Genomic DNA, 23998 nt, shown 5'->3' with positions numbered 1-23998 from the left:
ATAATAAATTCCCATTTTTGAATCGGTTATTTTCCAATATTACTTCGTTGTCGTCAGTCAAAATACGTCAGTATTCTTCCTTCCTCCGCCTTGTACTATTGAAAAATTTCTCGTTTCAAAATCGGGTTTTATTATTGGCTTATTCCTTAACTCAAAACTAACTTCCATCCAGTCTAGCTCAGTATCAGTTCTTACTTCTATTGGTTCTCCATAAAAGTGCATTTTACCTTCAAATTCATCAGATATATTTGTTACCATTGTATTGTTTGCATTATCACTACTGCTGATTGCAACATGTGGCACGACATTTTCATCGGTAAATCCAATGAAATTCTGTCTTGAAAGATTTTGTGTTGTTGCATCATCTGATTCTTCTGGGATTACACGAATTATGCAAAATAGGCTGGATCTAAATAGTGGATCAAACATAGCTTGTGCTGAAATAATAGCTACTCCCTCTTCTTGTGCAGTAATTACGCCGTCTGTTACTTCCACTACATCAGGGTCACTTGTTGACCAGTAAAATGAATCTTTATACCTTTCAATAGGGATGATAGGGTCTATTAAACCTATTTCTTCACCCTCTTTTAACAAAACCTCACTATATAGCAGGTTTGTGGAAGGGTTACTATTTTTCTCAAAAAGCTGTCTTATAGCGTAAGCGTAATAAGACACATTTTGAGAAAATATAGTTCATCTGTTTATCGTAGCGAAATTTACTACTTTGGTTTTAGCTATCGCTACGATATGTTTTGAAGTCATTTATTTGAACGTAGTTTTTAGTTTTTTCAAGAGCTTTTAATATATGCTCATATTTGCCATCATTTTCATCATTGTCTACTTCTAATTCGTTTATGTAATTTTTTTGCATTATCATGAAGAATTATTTGTTCTGTTCTTGTTCTTTTCTCTCCCTAAAATAATCTTTAAACCTATATTTCTCATATATTTTGCCGTGAGATGGATTATAAAGGTGAAAATCCATACGGCGTCTAAAATACTGCATGTAATAAACCTGTTCTTTACTCTCAACCATTAAATTAAATGTAGCTACAATACCAGAAATTTTATATTCTGTTTGAAGTAATATGTTTTTTCTGTAAGAAACAAATATGACAGCCACATCATTATTTGCTCTATTTATAGCCTCTATTGCTTTTGTTGAAGCCTTCATTCTAGTTGTCTCTTCATTATATTTTTTTAAAATTACATATCCTTTATTAAACTCATCAACAGTTATAGACTTATAATCATCAGGTAAGGGGGAACTTCCTAGTACACCACCAACAATAACGTTTTCTTCTCTTTCAAAAACTGCTATGGTAACGGAGGCAGTTACTAAGAATAGACCTAAAAATATTAGTATAAGCTGGTTTTTTGACAGTTTCAAATCTAACTTTTTAAATCTAACTATTGTAAATAACATCACAAATAGAGTTATTAAATATAGAATCATTAAAGCTATAATAGTAATTAATACTACTTGCCATGATATTTCAATATTAGAAAACTCAATACCATATATTTTGGGCCATCCATAACTACCATCGTTAAAAGCGGCAATACAAGCCCCGGATATCTTTAAAATAATTATAAAAAAAATAGCAGTTAATAGATTAATAACCAACAACTTTTTCATTACTTTTCGTCCCTTCTTTAATTGCCTTATTTTTAAAATAAGTAATATTATAATTAATAGCCCATTGGCAACTAAGTCAACACTTGTGTTTTTATAAGCTAGTATCAGGTAGAGAATTTTCTCTACCTGATACTGAATCTTTATACTTTATGGTATGTGCCTGTTTTTGTGTACATATCTGTTTAGTCCATAGTATTCATCCTTAACAAACTCATCCCTATAGCCTTGAAGCTGATTTTCGACAAAAGCATCTAAAACCATCTTTCTATTTAGATTAGTAATTACACAAGTATCTGCTCTATCATACCCCCACATAATGTCGTTATATTCTACTCCATTGATAGAGACAGAATCAGGTAATATATCATCATTTTTTTTAATCTTTTCAGTAAAATGTATATATGCATCTTCTAAACCAAGAGCATGACCAAATTCATGTGCAGCTGTATTTCTAAACATATTAGCAGTAGGTTTATCTCCTACACCTAAATAAATACTTGATGGAGAATTTACATTCCAATTATCAATACCTATGTGTTCATATCTTATACTTTGCCTAAGCATAAATTCTGTACTTATTAATGTGTATACCATATCATAGTCATACATATAGATATTACCATCCAAAAACTCACCTCCACGGCCGCCTTTCATTACCATGTCCGTTACTTCATCGTCAGAAAGTTCATTTAGGTTTATCTTAATTTCATAGTCAAAGCCATCATACTCTAAATTTCCTTCCCATAGTTTAAATCCTTCAATAGCCAAATCTTTATAATTCAAAGATGTTTGTCCAGCCCACTCTGATCTATCATCAAAACCAACATCTACATGAAAATGTATTGTTGTACCTACTTGAGTAACTCTTATTGGTGCATCATCATCTTGCTTTGCAAAATTAATAGGAACAATAGCTTCAACTATTTCTGTTGATGCAAGTGTTGTATCATCGTCTCCATTTGGCACACTTCTTCCCTTTAACTGTATATCATATATACCATGAGCGTCAATATCATGATCTAAATGGATGGATGTATAAAGTTCTGTATTATCAAATTCAGTTTTAACCCACTCCCCATTAATAAATAGGGCAATGTGATGACAGTCTCTCCCAGATCCTATTATTTCTAACTTTTCTCCTGGTTTTAATCTAGTTTCAACAGTAGGTGAAGTCAACTCAACATCTGGACTTTGCCAATGATAAAAAAGATTGTTTAAAGTATATCTATAAGTCCATGTTTCTCTGTTAGGTTGTCCTTTTTCATAATCCCAAAGCATATCATCTGTATCCCATGACACAAGTTCCATCCATGTATTTTTACCTACTATTCCATCAATTTCTAAATTCCTGTTATCTCTTTGGTAATTTTCAACAGCCTCTTTAGTTAGCGAACCAAATGTACCAAAATCTGCACCATCAGGCATTTCTAAATAACCGTGTGTTACTAATAGTTTTTGGAGTATTGTAACATCATCGGGGTCATTATCTGCTCCCTGCATTAGTAACCATGAAGGTTGACCTATATCCTCTTGTGGCACATCTGCATTGCCACCTTCAAATAAGAAGTTAACCAGTGGCTCAACATCACTGTCATTATATGCTATTACGCTTTCATCTGTTGCTTGTCCAACTACAAGACCTGTTGTATTCCCCATTTGTGCTAAAATTGATTCAGTTTCTGAAAAATAACCGCTGTGTCTGGTATAAAAGAGAGCATACTCGTTATAATCTGCCCCCTGCACCGTATACTCATCAAGCATTTCACTTCCACTTACCAAGCCACTTTGTATTTGCCCCAGTAAACCATCAGGATTAAGTGTTTTATTTACAGGTTCTATGTTATTAAAATTATGTGCTATCCGGGTTCTCAGACCATCTCTTGCATTGTAGTTGTTTGTTCTTGAATGTGAAACTTGATCTATTTTTATATTTTCACCATCTCTACTTTCAAGAAAAACAACTCTTATATTTGTTTTTCCCATTAAACCTAATAACGTACTGGTAATATTTGTTTCGAATGTATCCAAAGCATCTTGATCAGAATGCTCACTGTCTATAACAAATGCTACGTTCACAGCTCTATTTTGAGATTGCACATTTGAAACAACAATTTTTCTAGATTGCTCATGTGTTACGCCCCAGTTTTGAGCAGTTAGCATTCCGTTAGAAGCTAGGGTTTGTGCACTTACTGTGTTGCTAGAATCAGTGTTTGGAAGTGTTGCAGTGACTATACCACTACTTTCATCTATTCTTGTAGCTTGAGGTACCATTTCACCTGTTTCTTCATTAAACAAGTAAATTATCATGTCGTTTATATCTACTTCATCTAATTGCTCTTGACTTAACTCAAAACTAACTTCCATCCAGTCTAGCTCAGTATCAGTTCTTACTTCTATTGGTTCTCCATAAAAGTGCATTTTACCTTCAAATTCATCAGATATATTTGTTACCATTGTATTGTTTACATTATCACTACTGCTGATTGCAACATGTGGCACGACATTTTCATCGGTAAATCCAATGAAATTCTGTCTTGAAAGATTTTGTGTTGTTGCATAATCTGATTCTTCTGGGATTACACGAACTATGCAAAATAGGCTGGATCTAAATAGTGGATCAAACATAGCTTGTGCTGAAACAATTGCTACACCCTCTTCCTGTGCAGTAATTACGCCATCAGTTACTTCCACTACATCAGAGTCACTTGTTGACCAGTGGAAAGAATCTTTATATATTTCAAGTGGTATTATAGGGTCTACCAAACCTATTTCTTCTCCTTCTTTTAATAAAACCTCATTATACAGTAGGTTCATGGAAGGATATGTTTTAAAGTCATTATTTATTTGAACGTAGTTTTTAGTTTTTTCAAGAGCTTTTAATATATGCTCATATTTGCCATCATTTTCATCATTAACCGCTTCTAGCTCATCTATATAATTTGTTGTGCATGATATTCCATCTATACCAGCATAATTCCTGCCCTCAAGTCCATCAGGACCTTGAATAAGTTGAGCATCAGTTAAATTATAGTATCCATAAAAGCCATAGCCTTTTTTGTCTTCATTATTCCATGTAGTGTCCATGTGATACCAATTGTCTTCTATATTTACTACATTCCACGCATGGTCTCCAGCTATATCTATTGTGTTTTCTATTTCGTTAAGAATTTCATTTGTAACTATAATGTTTTCTATTCCTGCTGCTGTAAGCATTTTATACGTAAGCATTGCATAACCGTTACATTTTGTTTCTCCATGATAGAGTGCACTGTAAGGATCGTTATAATCATTAGTATGTGAATAATTTACAAAGTTTAAAATATAGTCATGTATGAGCTTTTGCTTTTCGTGGTCACTCATATCATCATTTACAAGCTTTGATACTATAAAATCAACTGTTTCATCAACATAATTTTCCTGTTCCTTTGTTGTGCAATAATCAACCTCTATATTAATTCCTGAAATTCCATATGATTTTTTAATCCTAGGAGTTCTACCTCTTATTGCCGCATTTAAATAAGTATCTTCACTCCGTATTGAACTCAATATTTCCTTTACTTCATCAATGGAAATAATATCTTTATATACAATTTTAATATCTTCCACTCTATTGTTAAGATTTTTTCTAATTATTGATTCTAACTCACTTTTAGAATATGATACAGCACTGTAATCATCAAAATAACTGAATTCAAATGATATTTTTAAAAATCCGTTTTTTATTTCTACTTTAGGTTGTGATTCATTTTCAAACAAAAATGGATGGGTGCTTTCTTTAACTGCATCTGAAAGTGCCGTATTGACTACATAGTTTAAGTCACTTGTATCACCTTCATATATTACACTATAATCTGTTCCTAACACTCTAAAGTTATGAATAAAAGCATCTTTAAGATCTTCTATATTACTTGCAGTTGTAGTAACTGTACAAACATTGCTCTCTTCTGAAAACTCTCCGTCTTCTGATACAGCCATAACAGTAATTTCATATGTCTGACCTGGAATCAAATCCTCAACTGTATGTGGGCTAGATTCGGCAGTATCCATAAAGAAATCTTCTGTATAAATTATATATTCTATATCATCTCTGTCTGTTGTATGAGACCATGAAAGAGTTGCTGATCTAGATGTTTGAGATACCACTGTTAAGTTTTCAGGCGTATCTAATGTTGGAGTTTCTGGGATTGGATCAGGGTCAGGGTCAGAATCCATTTTTTCTACAGGAAATTCATCTATAATTTCTAAAAGATAACGACCTAAAAGAACATAATCTGTGCTATCAACAATGCCATCACCGTTTAAATCTGCAGCCTTAAGGTTAATATTATCTCCACTAATAAAATCAAGTGTATACCTACTTAGTAAAACTTGATCAGTACTATCAATTACTCCATCACCATTGATATCTCCATATAATATGCTGTCATTAGAACCATAAACTTTTGAAATGTCGTCTAAAGCTAGAATCGGTGTAAAAACCATACACAACACAATAATAATGCTTAAAACTTTCTTAAAATCATTCATTACAAAGTACCCCCCAAATTTTTATTATTTTTTTATTATAATTATAATCTTTGAACCCCTAACGTTTATATGCTTTTTAACTTCAAAAGTCTCGCTGAATACTAAGGAACTACTAAAGTCACCCTTTAGTGTAAAATCAACTAAAATCTTAAATGTCAAAAAATAAAAATTAAGTTGAAAAAGATTATAAATATAAACATTAATAATCTAAAAAAACATTATATATTTATATTAAACAATTTTACCATTTACATAAGGATTTTTCAAGGGAATTTTTGAAAAAATTTGCATAATTAATTTCAATAACATACCTATTATATTATTATAAAAAACTCAAATAATAATTGTGAATCCTTAAATATTGGAGGAAAAAGATATGGATAAATGTCAAAAAGTACAGTGTTCAGTTGGAAGTTGTATGTTCAATGAATTTAGCGAAAATTTATGTAATCTAGATTGCATACAGGTAAGTGCCTCTGCAAAATCAGACAGTGGTGCTCCATATGATGAAACACTTTGTTCAAGCTATAAACCACATGAACAAAAGAAATAGAGTGAATGAAAATTTATTTGGAGGTTCTTGTGACATAATGTCACGAGAACCTTCCTCCTAACAATTCATAAATTTCATCTTTAGTAAGTTTTCTATATTTACCTTCTGGCAAGGCTCCCAAATTAAGATTTCCAAAAGAAATTCTCTTAAGTTTTAAAACAGGATGTCCAATATTGTCACACATTTTTCTAACTTGCCTGTTTTTTCCTTCATATATGGTTATTTCAACAGTAGACTTATTGTTTAAACTCTTAATTATTTTAAATTTTGCTGGTGAAGTAATATAGTCTTCTATTTCCAAACCGTTTTCAAATTTTTCAATTTCTTTTCTGTCTGGAATTCCTTTTATTACTGCTATATATACTTTTTTGATTTTAAACTTTGGATGGGTGAGTCTGTAGGTAAGACTACCATCATTGGTCAAAATTAAAAGACCTGATGTATCATAATCAAGTCTGCCTACCGGAAAAACTCTTTGAGTAACGTCTACCAAATCAATAACTGTTGATCTTTGAAACTGATCTTTTACAGTAGATATATAGCCTACTGGTTTATTTAATAGAAGATAAATCTTTTTTTCTTCCCTTTTTACCTCATTGTCATCAAAGCATATTATATCACTATTATCTACCTTAGTTCCCAATTCAGTAATTACAGTACCATTTACCGAAATTCTCCCTTGACTGATAAGATCTTCTGCTTTTCTTCTTGAAGAAACTCCACAGTCTGCTAGATATTTTTGAAGTCGCACTTTTTCCATAAACACAAATCAACCCTTTTTTTATTACTAGAACTATATTATACTATTTAAAGTTGTTAATACTCAAGAGTTAATCTTCATCTTCATCTAATTCTTTAATGCTTTTACGAACCTTTATTTTTTTCTTTATTGACTCATTTGCTTTTTCAATAAGGTCAGGCACCATGTCCAGTATTTTTTCTAGAGAAGAATTTATTGTAACAGGGAGAAGTTTTATTTGCCCCTGTCCTACAACCATAAAAGCAACTGGATTTATACTTACGCCTGCTCCACTTCCACCTGCAAATGGAAATTTAGAAGAATTTCCGCCGTTTCCCTCTTCATCGTCTTCATTAGCTTCATTTCCACCTGTTTCACAGCAAGAATTATACTCCCCTCCTCCTGCTGCAAAGCCAAATGATACTTTTGATATGGGAATTATAACAGTTCCATCAGGAGATTGAACTGCGTCTCCTACAATGGTGTTAACATCTACCATATCCTTTATGCTTTCCATTGCTGTTGTCATCAAACCTTCAATGGGATGTTGTTGTTCCATATTAATCACCGCCTGTATTTTTTATTATCCGCCGACACATTTTTGAGCCTTAAATGTAATAACTCTGTTTTTTATAAAATGTATCAGTACTGTAAAACCTATAACAATAATATAGACAATTCTAACATTAAATATACAGTATAAATCTAAATTTATACTTTTTCCCTTATAATCAGGTTGTATAATTATTTGTTTTTTTTCTATTTTAATAAACTGATATAAAAAAGAAATAATTATTCCAGAAAAAGTCCATGAAAGACCTGTTAGTATAGAGGTTTGCAAAGCATCTCCTGTTCCAAGCTTCATATTAAAATTCAAATTTTTTAATATTATTTTGCATCTTAAAAAATTTTGTATTTTTTTTATAAGAGAACAGTGTCTAGAATAAAAAAGTTTTACATTTTTTATTCTATCAATAATACTTGAATATGTTGTATATTCCTTGCCTTCTTTAATTTTCTTTTCTTTTTTTCCTTTTTCTTTTATGAATCTATATAAAATACCGGTACCTTTTGTATCAACACTCGGGACTTCATACTTGTATTTTATCAATCCTTTGTATAAGAAAAAAGACAATACAAAAACATCATCTTTATACTTTTTCTTATATTCAATTACAATATTTATTTTAGACAATAATATAATTATTGCCAATACAATTAAAATAGCAATAAAAAAAATAACTCGGTTCATTATATCACCTCAATTAGTTATTTTTCCCTAAAACAAAAAAAGTACACTAAAATAGTGTACTTTTTTGACAAATAGATATTAATTAATCTGTTTTAATTTCATTAAATTCAAATATAGGAAGATCTGAGTCTGATTTAAACCCAAAACATCTGAAAAACTCATCAGTAGTTTCATAAAGAGTAGGTTTGCCCGGTGCATCAAGTTTTCCTGATTCTTTAATTAATTTTTTATCTAAAAGCTTTACAACTAAACTGTCTGAATTAACTCCTCTTATTTTTTCTATCCTTGCTTTTGTAACAGGCCTGTTATAGGCAATGATTGCGAGGGTTTCAAGTGCTGCCTGGGACAAACCGCTTTTTTGCCGAGGCTCAAAAAGTATTTTTATATAATCATATAATTCAGGTTTTGAGCACATTTGGTAACCTTTGTTTACTTCTCTTATAGTTATTCCACGAGCAGGATTGTCATTATAGCTGACAATCATATTGTTTAAAACAAGCTTTGCTGTTTTTTTATCTGTACCAATGACTTCACAAATTTTTTCTATAGAAACTCTTTCTCCTGAAGCAAAGAGAAGTCCCTCAACAATTTTTTCGTATCTTCTTAAGTCCATAAAGGCAAATCCTCCAAAATGTATCGCTTTTATCCTTATAAATAATTTTTTGTATGTTATCAAAGCAGTTACTATTTTGACTTTAATTTTCTGCTGCTATTTTTTCTTCATCAATATCTTCTAGATTGCTGTCTTCCCTTTTACAAACAATTATTTCAGAGAAATTTTTATTTTGTTTAACAGTTAATTTTTTTATTTTTGCAAGCTCTAATACAGCTAAAAATCCAGTTACAATTTCAAGCCTTGACTTTGTTTTTCTTGAAAAGACATCGGAAAACTTAAAAAAAGTTTTATTAAAAAGCGTTCTTACAACTTCTTGTATTTTGCTTTTTAAAGATACTTTTTCATGCTGTAGTATCTGAGTCATATTTTTTGTGTTTTTATTTGTCTTTTTTTCATTTCGCTCCATTAAATCAACATAAATTCTGGTAAGTTCATCATATGAAAGATTTATAGGCTGATCTTCTGTTTTTATGTCTATTTCTTCAGGAAGTTTATAAAATACTTTCCGATGCTCTTCTTCACGCAAACTTAAGATTTTAGAAAACTTTTTGTACCTTTTATATTCTACAAGTTTTAATACAAGTTCTTCTCTAGGGTCAATTTGATCCTCTTCAGTTTCCTTTTTTGTATTTGGAAGAAGTAGTTTTGATTTAATGTGAAGCAATGTTGTTGCCATTAATAAAAACTCACTGGCAATTTCCAAATCCAATTCCTGCATTTTGAAAAGGTAGTCCATATATTGGTCGGTTATTTCATCTATTGGAATATCATAAATATCTATTTTATTTTTTTCTATAAGGTGAAATAACAAGTCTAATGGTCCTTCGAAGTTTTGTATCTTTATTCTATAGGCTTTTGATAAAACACTCTCCACAAAATACACCACCAATTTATATTATTTGGCGAAACACCACCTAAAAAATCCCCCTTGAAAATTTAAACTACATATAATTTATTTTCATAGCTTTTCTTACATCTTTCATTGTTCTTTCGGCAACCTTTTTAGCATTTTCAGTTCCATTATGAATTATTTCTTTTATCATGCCAGGGTTTTTTAAAATATTCTGTCTTCTCTCATAAATAGGCTCTAAGTACTCAGTCATTTTATTTGCCAGGTTCTTTTTACACTGAACACAACCTATTTTACCGCCTCTGCATTGTTCTTCTATTTGAGGAAGTTCACTTTCATTAAAAATCTTATGAAATGAAAATACCGTACACACTTCAGGGTGTCCTGCATCATCTTTCTTTATCCTTGCAGGGTCGGTAACCATTGTTTTTACTTTTCGCCTTATATCATCAGGGCTATCGGATAGAGCTATTGTGTTGTCATAGCTTTTACTCATTTTTCTTCCATCTGTTCCTGGCAGCACTTTGGCTTTTGTCAAAATAGCATCAGGCTCTGGGAACACCTCACTGTACATATGGTTAAAACGTCTTGCAATTTCTCGTGTAAGCTCTAAATGTGGTAGTTGATCTTCTCCTACAGGAACATAATCTGCCTTGTACATTAAAATATCTGCTGCCTGAAGACATGGGTACCCTAAAAATCCATAAGTGGTTATATTCTTGTCCTTTAGTTGATTTAGCTGATCTTTGTACGTCGGACAGCGATACAACCATGAAAGTGGCGTTGTCATGGAAAACAGCATATGAAGTTCTGCATGTTCACGTATTGATGATTGAAGAAATATAGTACACTTTTCTGGATCAAGTCCTGCACTTATCCAATCCACAACAAGGTCACTTATATTGCTTTTAGTTTGTGCTGTATCTTCATATCCAGTAGTAAGAGCGTGCCAATCTGCCACAAAAAAATAACAGTTATATTCATCTTGAAGCTTTACCCAGTTTTCTAAAGCTCCAAAGTAATTTCCTAGATGCAATGCTCCAGTTGGTCTCATGCCGCTTAAAATTGTACCTTTTTTCACAAGTAATTCACTCTCCCATATAAAAATTAAAATTTTTAAAAAAACTTTATAATAATAAATTATAACTTTTTTTTAATATAAAGTCCAATAAAATGCCCTTGTTATAAAGACACTTTTAAAAAACTAATGTTTTTATGTGATTAATCTTACAATAGGTTCTAGAATAAAATATATAAAAGATATCATGTAATCTCGAGCAGGATATAATATATTATCCCAGAGTATGCCTGTAGCGAGTAAAAGTATCAGAACTATAAAAGTAATATTTTGATATTGCATAAATTTAAAATAATACTGTTCAGGTAAAAAAACAGTAAAAACCTTAGAACCATCTAATGGTGGTATAGGCAAAAGATTGAAAACTGCTAAAAGTACATTTAACATTATTCCAACAGAAGAAAAATTAGAAGCAATCACCATAGGTTCTGTTGATTCAAAGTTAGGTTCTACACCAAACCCGTAGCCAATAAACAAATATATAAAAGCAAAGATAAAAGCCAAAATTATATTGGATAATGGTCCGGCAAAGCTAACCATCATAGTTCCAAATTTGCGGTTTTCAAATCGTGAAGGATTAAATGGGACAGGTTTTGCCCATCCGATACCTGCAAAAAACAGTAAAACTGTTCCGAATAAATCCAAGTGTTTCATGGGATTTAAAGTAACCCTTCCTAAATCCTTTCCTGTATTGTCACCTAAACGGTATGCCATGTAAGCATGTGAAGACTCATGAAAAGAAATAGAAAAAGCAAATATCATAAAATAATATAGTATTCCCGCCAACCCTAAATTAGTAAAAAACATCCAAACATTCCCCTTTTCAAACTTATTTTTAATTATATAATGGATTGTTCAAGTTATTTAGAAGGATTTCAGCTAGTTTTATCTCACCTTCTAAAGTGTGTACATTGCCATTTATTTTTTGTTTTAAAATTTCATCTAAAATTTTTTTATACTGGGGGCCTGGCACGACTCCCATCTCTTTTAGATCATTTCCTGTAATATTTAGTCTTATATCTTTTAATTCATTAATGTACTCTAGCACCTTATTGTAAAAGTTTTTATTACAAAATAACAAAGTTAAAACATACAAACTTTCAAGGGAGAGTTCTTTAAAAAGAGTAAATGCTTTGTAATTACTTAAATCGAGTACATCAAATGATTTTAATGTATTTTTTGTTTTAGTAAATCTATTTATTTCATTACGTCTTTCCCTTTTAAGTCTCATCTTTTCTATGGAAACCTTAACTTTATCAGCATCCATATTAGAGTGAAGCAATAAAAGATACAAAAGAATTGTATCAGTATTTTTATCGCTGTTCAAGTTGTTTTTAAACTGACTTAAGTTGTCGCAACATTTTTTTAAAAGATTTTTCAATTCACTATTATATTGTATTTCAGGATATACTTTGTTTAGAATCTTCAATTGTGCCATGCGTTCTATGATTTTCCAAGGCCTTTTTTCTTTCAATATGGCAAAAAACTCATAATTAATACGCTCAATGCTTACATTAGAAAAGCAGTCAGAGGAAATTGCATTTATTGCAAATTCTTCCGTCGCCTTTTCCATTTTAAAGCCATATCTTTTTTCAAATCTCACTGCCCGTATTATCCTAGTTGGATCTTCAATAAAGCTTAAATTGTAAAGGATTCTTATAACCTTATTTTTAAGGTCTTTTCTTCCACCATAAAAATCAACTAGCTGTCCAAAGTGATTACTGTTTAGTTTAATTGCCATACAATTAATTGTAAAATCTCTTCTGAAAAGATCATCTTTTATTGTTCCCTTTTCAACAGTGGGAAGTGCTGCAGGATACTCGTAGTATTCTTTTCTTGCTGTTACAATATCTATAAAAAATTGATTATCCAACTTTACCATTGCTGTTTGAAATTTTTTATGTTTAGTAACTTTTCCTCCATAGTAGTTAGAAAGCTTTTTAGCAAAATCAAAAGCATCTCCTTCTACAACCATATCTATGTCAAATGTGTTTTTACCCATAATCAAATCTCTTACAAATCCACCTACAACATATAGATTATAACCAGATTTGTCAGCTATTTTTCCTGAATTATAGAGTATATCTTTAATTCTTACAGGTATAAAATCAATTTTGTTTTTAAGATTTACAATGTCTTCTGTATCCTGAGTGTCAAAACACTTTTTATAAGTTTTTTTTGGCAAACTCTCACCAAAAAGAATTCTTATTATATCAGAGCGTGTAACTATTCCAACAATATCAGTACCTCTTAGCACAGGTAATCTTCCAATATTATTTGTTATTAAAAGGCACTGTATGTCTTTTATTGTAGCATCTTCATCAATTGTAATGACATCTTTAGACATATATCCTTTAACTGGTGAGTTTCCGAAACCATGCAAGAGAGCTTTCTCAACATCTCTTCTTGAAATAATTCCTGTAAGTGTTTTTTCTTTTATGACAGGAAGACCGGAATGTCCGTATCTTAGTATTATTCTGTTTGCCTCTTCTATTGTTGTAGTATCAGGAACAGTCTTTACAGGGCAACTCATTATTTCTTTTGCCTTTGTTACTGGATTAATGTTTTTTTCTAGAACGTTTTTTAAACTATCATATAGCTTATTTAAATTGTCATCCTTTGTTTTAGCAGAACCTGCTCCTTTATGACCTGCTCCTTTAAAAAAGCTCATTATTTTTCCAACATTTATTTTATCAACAAGGCTTCTACCCATAATATACGTTGTTTTACCCATTTTAAATATTGAAAAATATGCATCATAGTTATTTTCTTCTAAAAGTTTACCGGTAAGATATGAAGATTCATTTACATACTCTGAAGTTTCTACCACAGCTACGGCAACTTTGTATCCATTGATATTTAATAAATCTGTGTTTTTATCAATAATCTTTATAAACTCCTGCTGCAAAGGAGTCAGTGTCCAGTTAAGATACGATTCAATAACCTGAAGATTTACGTTTTTAGATAAAAGATATGCTATGGCATATGCATCTCTAGATGTTGTACTTTGGTAAGTCAGTCTGTTTGTATCTGCATAAATTCCAAGAGCAAATATTGTTGATTCAAGAGAGGATATTTCAATATTTGATTTTTGAATTTCTTCAACTAAAAGTGTAGTATTTGCTCCAACCTTTTCTATTATATTTATTCTACCGTTAATTGCATCGTTACTAGGGGGATGGTGGTCATACACTATAAAGTCAATATCAGGTTTAGATAATAGATTTATGAAATTTTTGCCCAATCTAGATTTAGAATGGGTATCCACAACTATCACTCTAGTAGCCTCTTCAATGTTTATATCCTTTATTGAATTAAAATTAAATGTATCTCTATAGAGGTTTGTAAATTCCCTAACTTCCCTGCCAACTACTCCATGAAGAACCATTTGAGCATTTTTATAAATTTTCTTTGCAGCTATCATTGATGCTATGCAATCAAAATCAGTATTTATATGGCCAACAATTATTTCCAAAATATATCACTCCATTTTAGCCAGTAAATGCTTATGTCAAAATTCAACCTTAAAAAACAACTGTCTTCCATTATATCAGAATATATTGAGTATCGTCCATTGGTTTTGAAATTTTTTTGATAACTGATACTTTTATAAATTCACTTTTAGTTGTATAATGGTATCATTCTTAGTGATTTTAAAGGGGACAGTAATGAAGAAACAATCTATAGCAAAGGGTTTTGCTGTTTTAACAATAGCAAGTATGTTTGTAAAAATTCTTTCTGTATTATATATTCCATTTTTAAGAGGAATATTAGGAGATGAGGGTTATGGAATATATGGAGCAGCATATCAGGTATATACTTTTATATATGTAATAGCAAACTCAGGTATTCCGGTGGCAATATCAAAAACCATATCAGAACTTACCTATGCAGGAAACTATAAGGATGCACTAAGAGCTTTTAAAATAGCTCGCTCCTACCTTATAGGTATTGGAGCAGTATTAGCAATTTGTATGTTTGTATTTGCCGGGCCTATATCAAGAATTTTACACTTTGAAAAATCTTACCTTGCTATTCTCGCCCTTTCCCCTACCATCCTTATAACTTCTATATCATCAGCTTACAGGGGATATTTTCAAGGGCGGAGTAACATGACCAATACTGCTGTTTCACAAATAATAGAGCAAATTGCAAATGTTATATTCACACTTTTATTTGCTATGCTTTTAATGAGATATAGTCTTGAAGCTGCCTGTGCAGGTGGAACTATTGGAACTTCAATGGGTGCTCTAGCTTCAATGATTTTTTTAGGTTTTGTTTTTTATAAAAAGAAAAAGTTTATAATACCAAAGGATGAAGTCAAAAAAGATGTAAAAGGATACACCTATAAACAGCTGGCAAAGAGGATTATAAATTACAGTATACCTATAACAATAGCTGTAGGTGCAACATATGCAGGAAATCTTGTTGATATGGCAAACACCAAAATAAGGCTTATGACTGGAGGTTATATTGAGGCGGAAGCAACTATATTATACGGATTTTTAACTAAATATCAGCAGTTAATGAATGTGCCCATTTCAATTGTGGCTGCTCTTGCTGCTGCCGTATTACCTTCCCTGTCAGGTTCTATTGCATTAAATGACAAACAACAGTTTCAAAATAAATTACGATATTCTCTGAGACTTTGTTTATTTGTGGTTGTTCCTTCGGCTGTTGGTTTTTCAATACTGAGTGAACAAATTTATTCTTTTTTAAAATTTGGTGACGGTTTTGAGCTTATGAAGTATGGAGCTGTTGTGCTGGTATTTATGTCTTTAGTGCAAATACAGACAACCATTCTTCAGGGAGCTGGACGCCTTTATATAGCAACAAGAAATGTTGTGATTGGAATTATAGCAAAGATATTAATCAATTACTTTTTAATTTCAATACCTGATATTAATATATATGGAGCAATTATAGGAAGTGTTGTAGGTTTTGGTATTGCTCTTTTATTAAATACAATTTCAATAAAAAAACATCTAAATGTTAATATTTATCTATTAAAAAATGCATTAAAACCCCTTGTTTCTTCAATAATAATGGGGGGAATGGTTTTTATATTCTATAAAATATCATATTTTCTTTTTAATCTTTTTATAGGAGATTATTTTTCAAATGTAATTGCTGTAATTATATCAATAATTGTAGGTGTTGTTGCATATGTATTTTCAATGATAATATTTAAGGGAATTACTAAAAAAGATTTAATTGAAATGCCGGACAGATTAAAGAAATTTATTCCTTCAAAGGTATATAATAGAATCTCAGATTGAAGTGGTAATGGTTTAAAAACAACACCAATAATCAAATTAAAATGGCAAATACAGTAGATATGCATATTGAAAAATGTCTTGCATGTGAGCATAAAAAAATATTTGGTTCTTATATTTTTGTTGTCCTCTTTGTGATTCTGAGTTTATAAACAGACCCATGGTTAAAAACTCATTAACCATGGGTCTGTTTTAGTCTTAGATAGAGCATTTTTGCGCCGAAAACTTCGGAACGTTAGCTAAGTGTTATCTAATCGTTTGAATGGTTTTTATCTTAATTTATTTTACTTAATTCTTGATGGTAAAAGTCAAAATATTTTTTTAAGTCAGGTCTATTTAGAGCTTTTAATTGATTTAATAATTTGATTCCTTCATTTTTCTTATTTGTTTCTAAATAAGATTGTAGAATATTAATACCAGTAATAGGATTATGCTCATAAACCTTATATCTTGGAACAATTAGCTCATGTATATATTTAATAAATCCATTATTACCTAGCTCCCCTGAAATTTCCATTAACGCTTCAGAAGGCAAATCATCATTCTTTAATAATTCATTATATATTTGTACTGCTTTTTCTTCTTTTTTTATCTTCAAAATACTCTTTAGCTAAGTATAATTGAGGTCTCCAACTTCCTTGTATTTCAGAAGCTTGTTTCAATGCAGATATATATTGCTCTTTTCCTCCTTTATCTCTTTGTATCGCAGCCCACCAAATTAAACCATTATCTTGATTAGGATCCATTTGTATAGCTTCCCATAATATTTCTATACATTTTTCCTGATTATTATTTTCAGCATAAACTTTAGCTAAATTTGTTAATATAACACCTGTCGGGCCATATTTTTTACAATACTCTTCAAGTATTTTTTTTGATCTATTAATAAACCCATTTTTCAACAATGCTATAGCTCTGACTGTATAACTTCTTTCTTTATTAGAATCAATTTCAAATAATCTTTCTGAAGGGTTTAAAACATCTTTAATAAAGCCATCTCTTAATGACATAATTATAACAGTATATAATTCATGTGGATTATTCCAATTTGTTTTGAATTGTTCAGGTAACACCTTTTCCTTATAATCTTTTTTAGGCATAAACATTTCATTACCGTTTTTATCATAAAATACAATTTTCTCCTCTTCGTTATATGATTCTTCTTTTGATCTCCGTGAACTAAATAATTTTGAAAAAATACCCATAAGTATTCACCTCTCTTTTCAAAGTCGGATAAGTCGGGTAGGTCAGAGATTTTACGATCTCCTTCCCCCCCTAAGAACCATGCATGAAAGTTTCCCCTTACATGGCTCATGCACTTGTAAACTTTCTCAACCTCATATAGGGGAAATTTGGGCTTGCAACGTTACGCACAAATAACATATTAAGATGGCTTAGGTTCTGCAATTCCTCCGGTAGAACAACATCCACGTAACCCCAAAAATGAGGATGTTAACTAAATCTAAACAAACAATCTATTTTTTAACTAATTGATAAAATTCTAATAATATCTGAAACCATTGTAATTATAAAATAAATAATTGCCACACCAATTATAACACCATTTATTATTATCGTAATCTTCGAAAGAGTTTTTAATCTATTTTGCTTTTTCAAATCCATCCAGGATAAAATGAATGCAAGTATTGGAGCAACAAAAATCCAAAATGCTAAGAACCTGATAACTATTCTAGATTGCTCAAATGATAATTCTAGCAACCCTAATACAGGTATTTCTAATTTACTTGGCAATAATAATATAGTTAGTGGTAATAAAACTGAAAGAAATATTATGAACGATACAATGCTCAGTTCAGAATACTTTAACCTATTATAATTATTGCATACTTGATTTTTAGCCATATAGCACTCCTCAGCATTTTATGTTTTTAAAAATTCCATTAGCTTTAAAAATGCACTTATTTTGACTTAATAGAGAAGGTTTATAAGTCTATATTTTGATAATTTTGTCCAACGTTTCGTACTCAAGACGTTACATCCGCCTAGATAGCTCTTATCTTGGCGGCTGTAATGTGCCGTTAGGCTTTACTTGAGTATATTGTTATATGTGATTTTGAAAAATGTTTCCTTATTTTCTACGACGATATATTTCTTCTACTATTTCTTTTACATTAGTGCTTTCTTGTATTTCTGCTCTTTCTTTTGTATAATCACTTTCTCCAGAATCAAACTGTCGTATAAAGTAAGTCATCCCTAAAGGACCTAGTTCTCTACTTAATACCTCTATTCCCTTTTTTCTTATTGTATTAGGCTCTTTAATTACCATCTTCAAACTGTATCACCTCTACAAACCACTGAACTGGGTTTAACACACGTATATTAGAAGAAAGCTTACGTACTGATTTCATAAGTTTATCATCTGTAGTCAAAAAAACATCAACATTAGAAATTTCAGCACAAGCTAAATGCAAACTATCATATGCTTTTATTCCTTTATTCTCAAACTCAAGAGCTTTTTTCACTATGTCATCATTTATAGCAATATATTCATTTTTTAATGAAGCTAACTCAATAACTTTTTGTCTTTTATACTCATCTTTAATTTTTAATATTTCTATATCTATAACTTTACTTCCCACAATACTCCAGTACTTATAATACAACGATTTAGAATAGAAAGTATTGCATTTGATTCTATTTCAATTCTATCATCTAAGTTATCATCATATGGTCGATTATAGCAACAAACATCAAGGTAAATTTTCATCTAATTATCACAAACCTTTATTTTCTTTATAATACTATTATACCAAATATAAATAAAAACCAAAACCTTTTCTGAATTTATATTGAATCATAATAGCTAAACTATTTACATACATTTTTCACTTGCAACTAACTTCTCGAGTATTTACGATGTTCACTCTGCCCCTCAACGCCCTTCTCCAAAGAGAGTGAATTTTGGAAATACGCTGTTATATGCAGTAAAAAACGGAAATACCCAAGCACCATTATTACAACCAATCATCAAAGAATACCCCTGCAATCATTAATGCAATATATAATTGTGCAAAAGATGCAACTGATATATATATAATTCCAACACAAAAATTAAATAGACGTTTCCATGGCTTAATAAATAACAACCCAATTGCTATAGGTAAAACGCCTAATCCAAATCCATAAATCACATCACTAAAAAATTCAGATGCTTCATTAACAAACCAGGCTTGGTAAATTTTAAATATTGATGTATGAACTGCTGTTCCAACAACAAGTATAGTAATAGTTGTTAAAACGGTCTTAATTAACGATATATTCCTAAATAAGTTAGTTTATTTTACAATGGTAGCAAAAACAATTGAATAAACTGCAATAACTATATATTGGAGAACATCTAAAAAGTCATTAATCATATAGTCTGCTACAAATAAAAACCTAAAACTAATATCTAATAATAGTAGTCCGACCGTTATTGAAGTAAATATTGCTAAAAAAATAAAAATATAGTAATCTTGATATTTCTTCATGAAATCCTGATTCATAATCAATAACCTCTTCTAAAAATAAAGTAATATATACTAAATGCAGTGCCTCTTCATAAATGCTAGTATTTATTGCATATAAGTCGGGTAGTTCTGATGTTTCAGCCGCTTAGGGCGACTGCCCTTTTGGGTGGAATTGCCAGAACTATATTGTTGAACGATGTTCACCTAAAAAATGAAGCCCCCAAAGCTTTCCTTATCAATCTTCAATTTTACTAAGAATTAATTCACCTTTACTAAAAAGAATGGAAGTATCAAATTGCCTAATAATATTAAGACCTAAAACTCCCAATGAAAAACTAGCTTCTGGAAAAGTATGTGCATATACTTGTATATCTTCTAATATGTAATTCCCAATTTTAAATTTTTTCAAAATAATAGGCTCAACGTATTCCACACTACTAGCAGTAATTATCCTTGTCTTTTCAACGCCCTCAAAATCATACCCTAATAAAAAAGAATATCTTTTGATATGACTGTATTTGAAGCCCCTGTATCATAAGTGATAAGTATATTCTCAAATTTAGACATTCTGATGTTCAACAAATATACATTAAGCATCATTAAGTTAGAGGTATAATCAAACTTTATCTTATTCATAGAAGCACATTAACTCCTTCAGGTATTTTCCCAGCATATCTTATTGAAATCATTGAAGGAGTATCCTTGTACTTATACATACCTCTAAAAACCTCATCTCTACTTTTGCTATGAAGCATAACTTCACCTTCAACAAGATTACCATCTTCATCAGTATTACAATTTATCAAAAATACCCATTGACCATTAAACTTTCTATTTATTTCTTGGATGCTCTGAAACATAAAATCACCTCGTTTTTTGTGGCTATACTTATACTATAAATATTAAATTAAAATTTATCAACAAATCAAATTTGAAAGTTTGAAATTTGAAATCTACAAAGACTTCTATATATTCAGATGAATTTCGTTCAACGTCGAGCATACAAGAAGTCTTTTTTACTTAGATAGCTCCTATCTTAGTAAAAAAGATTTGCTGTGCGACCCATGATAAATACTACCCTTGTATGCATTGTTATACGTAGTATCACGGGCTCCTTGTTCAGAGGACACCAAGGACGGCGTTCCCTAAAATTACACTACCATACTGATAACTTATATCGTGGGTCATTTTCATCAATGTATTCTATTTCCTTAAATCCGTAGCTTTGAGCGAAAACATATATTTTCTCAATCAAACATATATCTTTACAATATATATCATAGTAAGAAGAGTCAACAACAAGAAAAACAATTTCTGCCTTACTTTTAAGAAACTCATTATAAGTATTAATTTCACATGGGACATCATCTGGTAAAAAAGCAATGAACTCACCAAAAATCGCCAAATGCTTTACACACTCAAATTTGCATTTTAGATTGTATCCATCTATTACTAAAGGTTGTTCTATATCCCAAACATCATTATTGATTTTAATATTACTTTCATGTATCTCAATATTGTTTAAATGCCAGTTAAACTTCTCGATTTCAATTGCACCTAAAACATCTTGAAGTTGAATTAGCTTATGTAATGGAGCTTGAAATCTAATACCCCTCTTTTGCATTCTTATTCCCCCCCATAGAATTTTCCCTAGCACTAAACCCGACAAGGATGTCGGGAAAACCGTGATAGTCGGGTAAGTCAGAGGGATTACTCCCTCGTTCTCCCCTTAGAACTGTACATGACACTTTCACGTCATACAGCTCAAGTTATTTATAACTAATCACTGTCCATGATTAGCAAGCTTTTTGCTGCTTTGGCAATCCTTGATTGAAGTTTATTAACTTTTGCTTCTATACTGTTCCAGTCAATACTGTTCCATTCTAAATCATAGTCTATAGACGCCCGATTTACTCTTTTTGGCTTTTCTATATTCATAAAGTTTCAATCCTTTCTTCAACATAAATAACCTTTTAGAAGTCTACACTCTTTCGAGTTAGGGCAAATTCTGAACCCCTATCTACTTAATTACAAAGTAGCATTCGCTTTTTCTAAATTCCCACAACCACTAATATTGTATTTTCCTTGCGAAAAACCTACCCATATGGGAATCGATGGTCTTACCCAGTTCTACATCTTAGCCAATTCATATTACCTTAGATTCTATCTTTACACCGAAGCCATTGTCCATTTGTTAGGTAATATGAAAAGTCACCTAACCTCAACTTGCACCTTTTTGGTTACAGGGTTTTCAGCCTTATTTCCCTGCTCACGTTTAACGAGGCTTACAATAATTCAATTAATTTAATCATAGTAATATATTTACCCTAGCAATCATCTACTTTAGGCTAGTAGAATTTTCACATTGTCTATAAAGCTTAGAACCCCACCATTACTAGTGGCGCACCTGTAGATAGGGTTACTCCAAATGGATAGAGCAGTACAAAAGCTTTTCAGCTTAGACAGCCCAAGATTCAACTTATCGCTTTTATTTCAAGCGCTGGTCGCACTACGTATAACGTCCCGCATATGAGACGTCCTCGAACGGTCTCCAGTGGCTTTTCCCGCGAAACGCGCGACCGCGCCCGTGAGAGGATGTGGTGGAGCCCTTCTTCTTGACGAGCTTACAGATCATTTCTACCTGTTCTTACCCTCGCAACCTTCACTCATATGCATTGTTCTACGGAGTGGGGGACTCGCGAAGCAAGAGCAGCACGGACGCTGCGATCTTAACTCCTACCAATTTCCCTATACATAGTAATGCTTATTTTGCGGAGTTGATAGCGTTGATAACTTCTTCTTTGAGTTCACTGACAATTTGTTCAATTGGCAAGTTCAACGGAACCATATTCCTATCTTCAAACATCCATTTTGATGCTTCATTTAAGTTATTTGCATATTCAATTAATACCAAATCTTTCATTATGCCAGATCTTGTTAGAATGCATTTTCTTGTCCACCTCACAAAATACAAATAATTAAAGTGCAGACAAAAACAACTGTGAAGTTATATCAGTCTTCAAAGACCTTCTTGAACAATCGGCGCACGGATGCGCCGTCCTTGCCCCCCATTTCGAACGTTTGTATCTGCGTCGGCTTTTTGCCTAAGATAGCTCCTATCTTAGGCAAAAAGCTGTGGGCAGGATGACCCGCAAGAATGCCCTTTATGCAGATATATGGTTATCTGATACAAAATATCCTTACATTATTCAATATCATCTAAAGAGATAAAGCATATACTTTCTTCGTTACAAATATTTCCTAGTCTGATATCATTAGTAATCAAGTATTTTGAATTTGAATATATTGTAGTAGCAACAATTATTGAATCTGGTGTTTTAATTTTATACTTCGCCCTTAAACTTGATGCAATATCTATAACACCCAGATTAATATCAACAATGCTAAGATTGGGGTAATTTGTTAATAGCAATTTGTATCTATTTTCAAGAAATACATTGTTTTCTTTCTTTGGTTTTACTAAAAGTTCAAGAAGTGAAAGCATAGACATACATGCTTTATATTTTCCATTTTGTATATTGGTAAAAACATCTTGAAGTTTATCAGCATATACATCATGATCTTCAAAATAATAAATAAAACAATTTGTATCTATTGTGATAATGGAATTATCTGACACTACCATGATGACCTTTCCTCCTGAACATAACTTATAGAATCTGTTTGCTTCCAAATTTCTTTGCCCAACCCTTTAAGTTCTTTAGCAAAATTCTCTGGCTTTCCAGACAAAATTATTTGTTTAGTTCTATCGTCATAATACCAAATAATATCGTCTCCAGGTTTCAATCCTGCCTTTTCAATAATTTCTTTTGGAATCTTCATCAAGGAATTATCTTGTATTTTTGAAACTAAACTCATAAATAACACTCCAATCTTATTTTTCTCTTGTATTATCATTATAACATATAATACTGTATAATATAGTGAGAAACTAATAAATTGTTAAAATTATCAAAAAAGGGATGTTTTGTTTCAGA

At 31.2% G+C, this 23998-nt stretch carries 30 protein-coding genes; 2 read left to right on the top strand and 28 right to left on the bottom strand.

Going from position 1 to position 23998, the window contains the following annotated elements; genetic code table 11:
• Positions 1 to 57: 57 nt before the first annotated feature.
• The 4 genes from RBH29_RS04840 to RBH29_RS04825 form a co-directional block, all read right to left on the bottom strand.
• The gene (locus RBH29_RS04840) at positions 58 to 594 is read right to left on the bottom strand and encodes a hypothetical protein (protein ID WP_306695619.1); all 537 of its coding nucleotides are present in this window, start codon (positions 592 to 594) and stop codon (positions 58 to 60) included.
• 136 nt (positions 595 to 730) lie between these two features.
• Positions 731 to 877, bottom strand: coding sequence for a hypothetical protein (locus RBH29_RS04835; protein ID WP_306695618.1), 147 nt, complete (start codon positions 875 to 877; stop codon positions 731 to 733).
• Between the two features lie 6 nt (positions 878 to 883).
• Complete coding sequence (locus tag RBH29_RS04830) at positions 884 to 1639, bottom strand: hypothetical protein (RefSeq protein WP_306695616.1); 756 nt, start codon at positions 1637 to 1639, stop codon at positions 884 to 886.
• Positions 1640 to 1786: 147 nt separating this feature from the next.
• On the bottom strand, positions 1787 to 6166 hold the full coding sequence (locus RBH29_RS04825) for a dockerin type I domain-containing protein (protein ID WP_306695615.1): 4380 nt from the start codon (positions 6164 to 6166) through the stop codon (positions 1787 to 1789).
• 376 nt (positions 6167 to 6542) lie between these two features.
• On the opposite strand from RBH29_RS04825, the gene RBH29_RS04820 reads away from it, so the two are divergent.
• Positions 6543 to 6719: a DUF1540 domain-containing protein gene (locus RBH29_RS04820; RefSeq protein ID WP_306695614.1), complete on the top strand. Its 177-nt coding sequence runs from the start codon at positions 6543 to 6545 to the stop codon at positions 6717 to 6719.
• A gap of 40 nt (positions 6720 to 6759) precedes the next feature.
• Here the strand turns inward: RBH29_RS04820 and RBH29_RS04815 are convergent, their stop codons facing one another.
• The 8 genes from RBH29_RS04815 to RBH29_RS04780 all read right to left on the bottom strand — a co-directional run bounded on the left by RBH29_RS04815 (position 6760) and on the right by RBH29_RS04780 (position 14729).
• Positions 6760 to 7479, bottom strand: a complete 720-nt coding sequence (locus RBH29_RS04815) for a pseudouridine synthase (protein WP_306695612.1) — start codon at positions 7477 to 7479, stop codon at positions 6760 to 6762.
• A 70-nt stretch (positions 7480 to 7549) separates the two neighbouring features.
• On the bottom strand, positions 7550 to 8017 hold the full coding sequence (ytfJ, locus tag RBH29_RS04810; RefSeq protein WP_306695610.1) for a GerW family sporulation protein: 468 nt from the start codon (positions 8015 to 8017) through the stop codon (positions 7550 to 7552).
• Positions 8018 to 8041: 24 nt separating this feature from the next.
• A complete protein-coding gene (locus RBH29_RS04805; protein WP_306695609.1) occupies positions 8042 to 8710 on the bottom strand; it encodes a DUF2953 domain-containing protein in 669 nt (222 codons plus the stop codon).
• An 82-nt stretch (positions 8711 to 8792) separates the two neighbouring features.
• On the bottom strand, positions 8793 to 9323 hold the full coding sequence (scpB, locus tag RBH29_RS04800) for an SMC-Scp complex subunit ScpB (RefSeq protein WP_306695608.1): 531 nt from the start codon (positions 9321 to 9323) through the stop codon (positions 8793 to 8795).
• A gap of 82 nt (positions 9324 to 9405) precedes the next feature.
• Positions 9406 to 10200, bottom strand: coding sequence for a segregation and condensation protein A (locus RBH29_RS04795; protein WP_306695606.1), 795 nt, complete (start codon positions 10198 to 10200; stop codon positions 9406 to 9408).
• Positions 10201 to 10267: 67 nt separating this feature from the next.
• Positions 10268 to 11257, bottom strand: a complete 990-nt coding sequence (gene trpS / locus RBH29_RS04790; protein ID WP_306695605.1) for a tryptophan--tRNA ligase — start codon at positions 11255 to 11257, stop codon at positions 10268 to 10270.
• Positions 11258 to 11389: 132 nt separating this feature from the next.
• Positions 11390 to 12061 carry a site-2 protease family protein gene (locus tag RBH29_RS04785; protein WP_306695603.1) on the bottom strand — a complete coding sequence of 224 codons (672 nt, stop codon included), beginning with the start codon at positions 12059 to 12061 and terminating at the stop codon, positions 11390 to 11392.
• A 28-nt stretch (positions 12062 to 12089) separates the two neighbouring features.
• Positions 12090 to 14729, bottom strand: a complete 2640-nt coding sequence (locus RBH29_RS04780) for a CBS domain-containing protein (RefSeq protein ID WP_306695601.1) — start codon at positions 14727 to 14729, stop codon at positions 12090 to 12092.
• A 193-nt stretch (positions 14730 to 14922) separates the two neighbouring features.
• Here RBH29_RS04780 and RBH29_RS04775 point away from each other — a divergent pair, with 193 nt between their 5' ends.
• Complete coding sequence (locus tag RBH29_RS04775; protein WP_306695596.1) at positions 14923 to 16533, top strand: putative polysaccharide biosynthesis protein; 1611 nt, start codon at positions 14923 to 14925, stop codon at positions 16531 to 16533.
• Positions 16534 to 16804: 271 nt separating this feature from the next.
• Here RBH29_RS04775 and RBH29_RS04770 read toward each other — a convergent pair whose 3' ends face one another.
• The 16 genes from RBH29_RS04770 to RBH29_RS04695 form a co-directional block, all read right to left on the bottom strand.
• Positions 16805 to 17128 carry a hypothetical protein gene (locus RBH29_RS04770; RefSeq protein WP_306695594.1) on the bottom strand — a complete coding sequence of 108 codons (324 nt, stop codon included), beginning with the start codon at positions 17126 to 17128 and terminating at the stop codon, positions 16805 to 16807.
• Positions 17088 to 17735, bottom strand: coding sequence for a tetratricopeptide repeat protein (locus RBH29_RS04765; RefSeq protein WP_306695593.1), 648 nt, complete (start codon positions 17733 to 17735; stop codon positions 17088 to 17090). The genes RBH29_RS04770 and RBH29_RS04765 overlap by 41 nt, the downstream gene beginning before the upstream one ends.
• Positions 17736 to 18012: 277 nt before the next feature.
• Complete coding sequence (locus RBH29_RS04760; RefSeq protein ID WP_306695591.1) at positions 18013 to 18393, bottom strand: hypothetical protein; 381 nt, start codon at positions 18391 to 18393, stop codon at positions 18013 to 18015.
• Positions 18394 to 18619: 226 nt separating this feature from the next.
• Positions 18620 to 18823: a hypothetical protein gene (locus RBH29_RS04755; protein ID WP_373463293.1), complete on the bottom strand. Its 204-nt coding sequence runs from the start codon at positions 18821 to 18823 to the stop codon at positions 18620 to 18622.
• Positions 18807 to 19130, bottom strand: coding sequence for a PIN domain-containing protein (locus RBH29_RS04750; RefSeq protein ID WP_306695590.1), 324 nt, complete (start codon positions 19128 to 19130; stop codon positions 18807 to 18809). Before RBH29_RS04750 ends, RBH29_RS04755 begins: the two co-directional genes overlap by 17 nt.
• On the bottom strand, positions 19112 to 19258 hold the full coding sequence (locus tag RBH29_RS04745; protein ID WP_306695589.1) for a hypothetical protein: 147 nt from the start codon (positions 19256 to 19258) through the stop codon (positions 19112 to 19114). The genes RBH29_RS04750 and RBH29_RS04745 overlap by 19 nt, the downstream gene beginning before the upstream one ends.
• A gap of 247 nt (positions 19259 to 19505) precedes the next feature.
• On the bottom strand, positions 19506 to 19682 hold the full coding sequence (locus RBH29_RS04740; RefSeq protein ID WP_306695588.1) for a hypothetical protein: 177 nt from the start codon (positions 19680 to 19682) through the stop codon (positions 19506 to 19508).
• A 144-nt stretch (positions 19683 to 19826) separates the two neighbouring features.
• Positions 19827 to 20036 (bottom strand): hypothetical protein, encoded by a 210-nt coding sequence (locus RBH29_RS04735; RefSeq protein ID WP_306695587.1) that lies wholly within the window; start codon positions 20034 to 20036, stop codon positions 19827 to 19829.
• A gap of 199 nt (positions 20037 to 20235) precedes the next feature.
• Complete coding sequence (locus RBH29_RS04730) at positions 20236 to 20409, bottom strand: hypothetical protein (protein ID WP_306695586.1); 174 nt, start codon at positions 20407 to 20409, stop codon at positions 20236 to 20238.
• A gap of 74 nt (positions 20410 to 20483) precedes the next feature.
• Positions 20484 to 20636, bottom strand: coding sequence for a hypothetical protein (locus RBH29_RS04725; protein WP_306695585.1), 153 nt, complete (start codon positions 20634 to 20636; stop codon positions 20484 to 20486).
• Positions 20633 to 20860 carry a hypothetical protein gene (locus RBH29_RS04720; protein WP_306695584.1) on the bottom strand — a complete coding sequence of 76 codons (228 nt, stop codon included), beginning with the start codon at positions 20858 to 20860 and terminating at the stop codon, positions 20633 to 20635. The genes RBH29_RS04725 and RBH29_RS04720 overlap by 4 nt, the downstream gene beginning before the upstream one ends.
• A 296-nt stretch (positions 20861 to 21156) precedes the next feature.
• Positions 21157 to 21624, bottom strand: a complete 468-nt coding sequence (locus RBH29_RS04715) for a DUF2691 family protein (RefSeq protein WP_306695583.1) — start codon at positions 21622 to 21624, stop codon at positions 21157 to 21159.
• Between the two features lie 155 nt (positions 21625 to 21779).
• Positions 21780 to 21938 (bottom strand): reverse transcriptase N-terminal domain-containing protein, encoded by a 159-nt coding sequence (locus RBH29_RS04710; protein ID WP_306695582.1) that lies wholly within the window; start codon positions 21936 to 21938, stop codon positions 21780 to 21782.
• Between the two features lie 826 nt (positions 21939 to 22764).
• Complete coding sequence (locus RBH29_RS04705; RefSeq protein ID WP_306695581.1) at positions 22765 to 22965, bottom strand: hypothetical protein; 201 nt, start codon at positions 22963 to 22965, stop codon at positions 22765 to 22767.
• 240 nt (positions 22966 to 23205) lie between these two features.
• The gene (locus RBH29_RS04700; RefSeq protein ID WP_306695579.1) at positions 23206 to 23646 is read right to left on the bottom strand and encodes a type II toxin-antitoxin system VapC family toxin; all 441 of its coding nucleotides are present in this window, start codon (positions 23644 to 23646) and stop codon (positions 23206 to 23208) included.
• Positions 23640 to 23879: an AbrB/MazE/SpoVT family DNA-binding domain-containing protein gene (locus RBH29_RS04695; protein WP_306695578.1), complete on the bottom strand. Its 240-nt coding sequence runs from the start codon at positions 23877 to 23879 to the stop codon at positions 23640 to 23642. The genes RBH29_RS04700 and RBH29_RS04695 overlap by 7 nt, the downstream gene beginning before the upstream one ends.
• Between the last annotated feature and the right edge of the window lie 119 nt (positions 23880 to 23998).

The sequence above is a fragment of the Herbivorax alkaliphila genome, from assembly GCF_030848475.1.
In the GTDB taxonomy this organism is placed as follows: Bacteria; Bacillota; Clostridia; order Acetivibrionales; family Acetivibrionaceae; genus Herbivorax.
The sequence above is the reverse complement of the archived record's forward strand: the minus strand, read 5'-3'. Positions and strand labels throughout refer to the sequence as shown.

What these genes read in the sequence shown, in the direction of transcription:
- RBH29_RS04830 (WP_306695616.1), bottom strand. Translation starts at nt 1,639, where the DNA reads ATGAAAAAGTTGTTGGTTATTAATCTATTAACTGCTATTTTTTTTATA.
- RBH29_RS04765 (WP_306695593.1), bottom strand. Translation starts at nt 17,735, where the DNA reads ATGGGTATTTTTTCAAAATTATTTAGTTCACGGAGATCAAAAGAAGAA.
- RBH29_RS04760 (WP_306695591.1), bottom strand. Translation starts at nt 18,393, where the DNA reads ATGGCTAAAAATCAAGTATGCAATAATTATAATAGGTTAAAGTATTCT.
- RBH29_RS04835 (WP_306695618.1), bottom strand. Translation starts at nt 877, where the DNA reads ATGATAATGCAAAAAAATTACATAAACGAATTAGAAGTAGACAATGAT.
- RBH29_RS04820 (WP_306695614.1), top strand. Translation starts at nt 6,543, where the DNA reads ATGGATAAATGTCAAAAAGTACAGTGTTCAGTTGGAAGTTGTATGTTC.
- RBH29_RS04700 (WP_306695579.1), bottom strand. Translation starts at nt 23,646, where the DNA reads ATGGTAGTGTCAGATAATTCCATTATCACAATAGATACAAATTGTTTT.
- RBH29_RS04725 (WP_306695585.1), bottom strand. Translation starts at nt 20,636, where the DNA reads ATGAATAAGATAAAGTTTGATTATACCTCTAACTTAATGATGCTTAAT.
- RBH29_RS04720 (WP_306695584.1), bottom strand. Translation starts at nt 20,860, where the DNA reads ATGTTTCAGAGCATCCAAGAAATAAATAGAAAGTTTAATGGTCAATGG.
- RBH29_RS04735 (WP_306695587.1), bottom strand. Translation starts at nt 20,036, where the DNA reads ATGAATCAGGATTTCATGAAGAAATATCAAGATTACTATATTTTTATT.
- RBH29_RS04745 (WP_306695589.1), bottom strand. Translation starts at nt 19,258, where the DNA reads ATGAAAATTTACCTTGATGTTTGTTGCTATAATCGACCATATGATGAT.
- RBH29_RS04710 (WP_306695582.1), bottom strand. Translation starts at nt 21,938, where the DNA reads ATGAATATAGAAAAGCCAAAAAGAGTAAATCGGGCGTCTATAGACTAT.
- RBH29_RS04715 (WP_306695583.1), bottom strand. Translation starts at nt 21,624, where the DNA reads ATGCAAAAGAGGGGTATTAGATTTCAAGCTCCATTACATAAGCTAATT.
- RBH29_RS04785 (WP_306695603.1), bottom strand. Translation starts at nt 12,061, where the DNA reads ATGTTTTTTACTAATTTAGGGTTGGCGGGAATACTATATTATTTTATG.
- RBH29_RS04775 (WP_306695596.1), top strand. Translation starts at nt 14,923, where the DNA reads ATGAAGAAACAATCTATAGCAAAGGGTTTTGCTGTTTTAACAATAGCA.
- RBH29_RS04695 (WP_306695578.1), bottom strand. Translation starts at nt 23,879, where the DNA reads ATGAGTTTAGTTTCAAAAATACAAGATAATTCCTTGATGAAGATTCCA.
- scpB (WP_306695608.1), bottom strand. Translation starts at nt 9,323, where the DNA reads ATGGACTTAAGAAGATACGAAAAAATTGTTGAGGGACTTCTCTTTGCT.
- RBH29_RS04825 (WP_306695615.1), bottom strand. Translation starts at nt 6,166, where the DNA reads ATGAATGATTTTAAGAAAGTTTTAAGCATTATTATTGTGTTGTGTATG.
- RBH29_RS04805 (WP_306695609.1), bottom strand. Translation starts at nt 8,710, where the DNA reads ATGAACCGAGTTATTTTTTTTATTGCTATTTTAATTGTATTGGCAATA.
- ytfJ (WP_306695610.1), bottom strand. Translation starts at nt 8,017, where the DNA reads ATGGAACAACAACATCCCATTGAAGGTTTGATGACAACAGCAATGGAA.
- RBH29_RS04815 (WP_306695612.1), bottom strand. Translation starts at nt 7,479, where the DNA reads ATGGAAAAAGTGCGACTTCAAAAATATCTAGCAGACTGTGGAGTTTCT.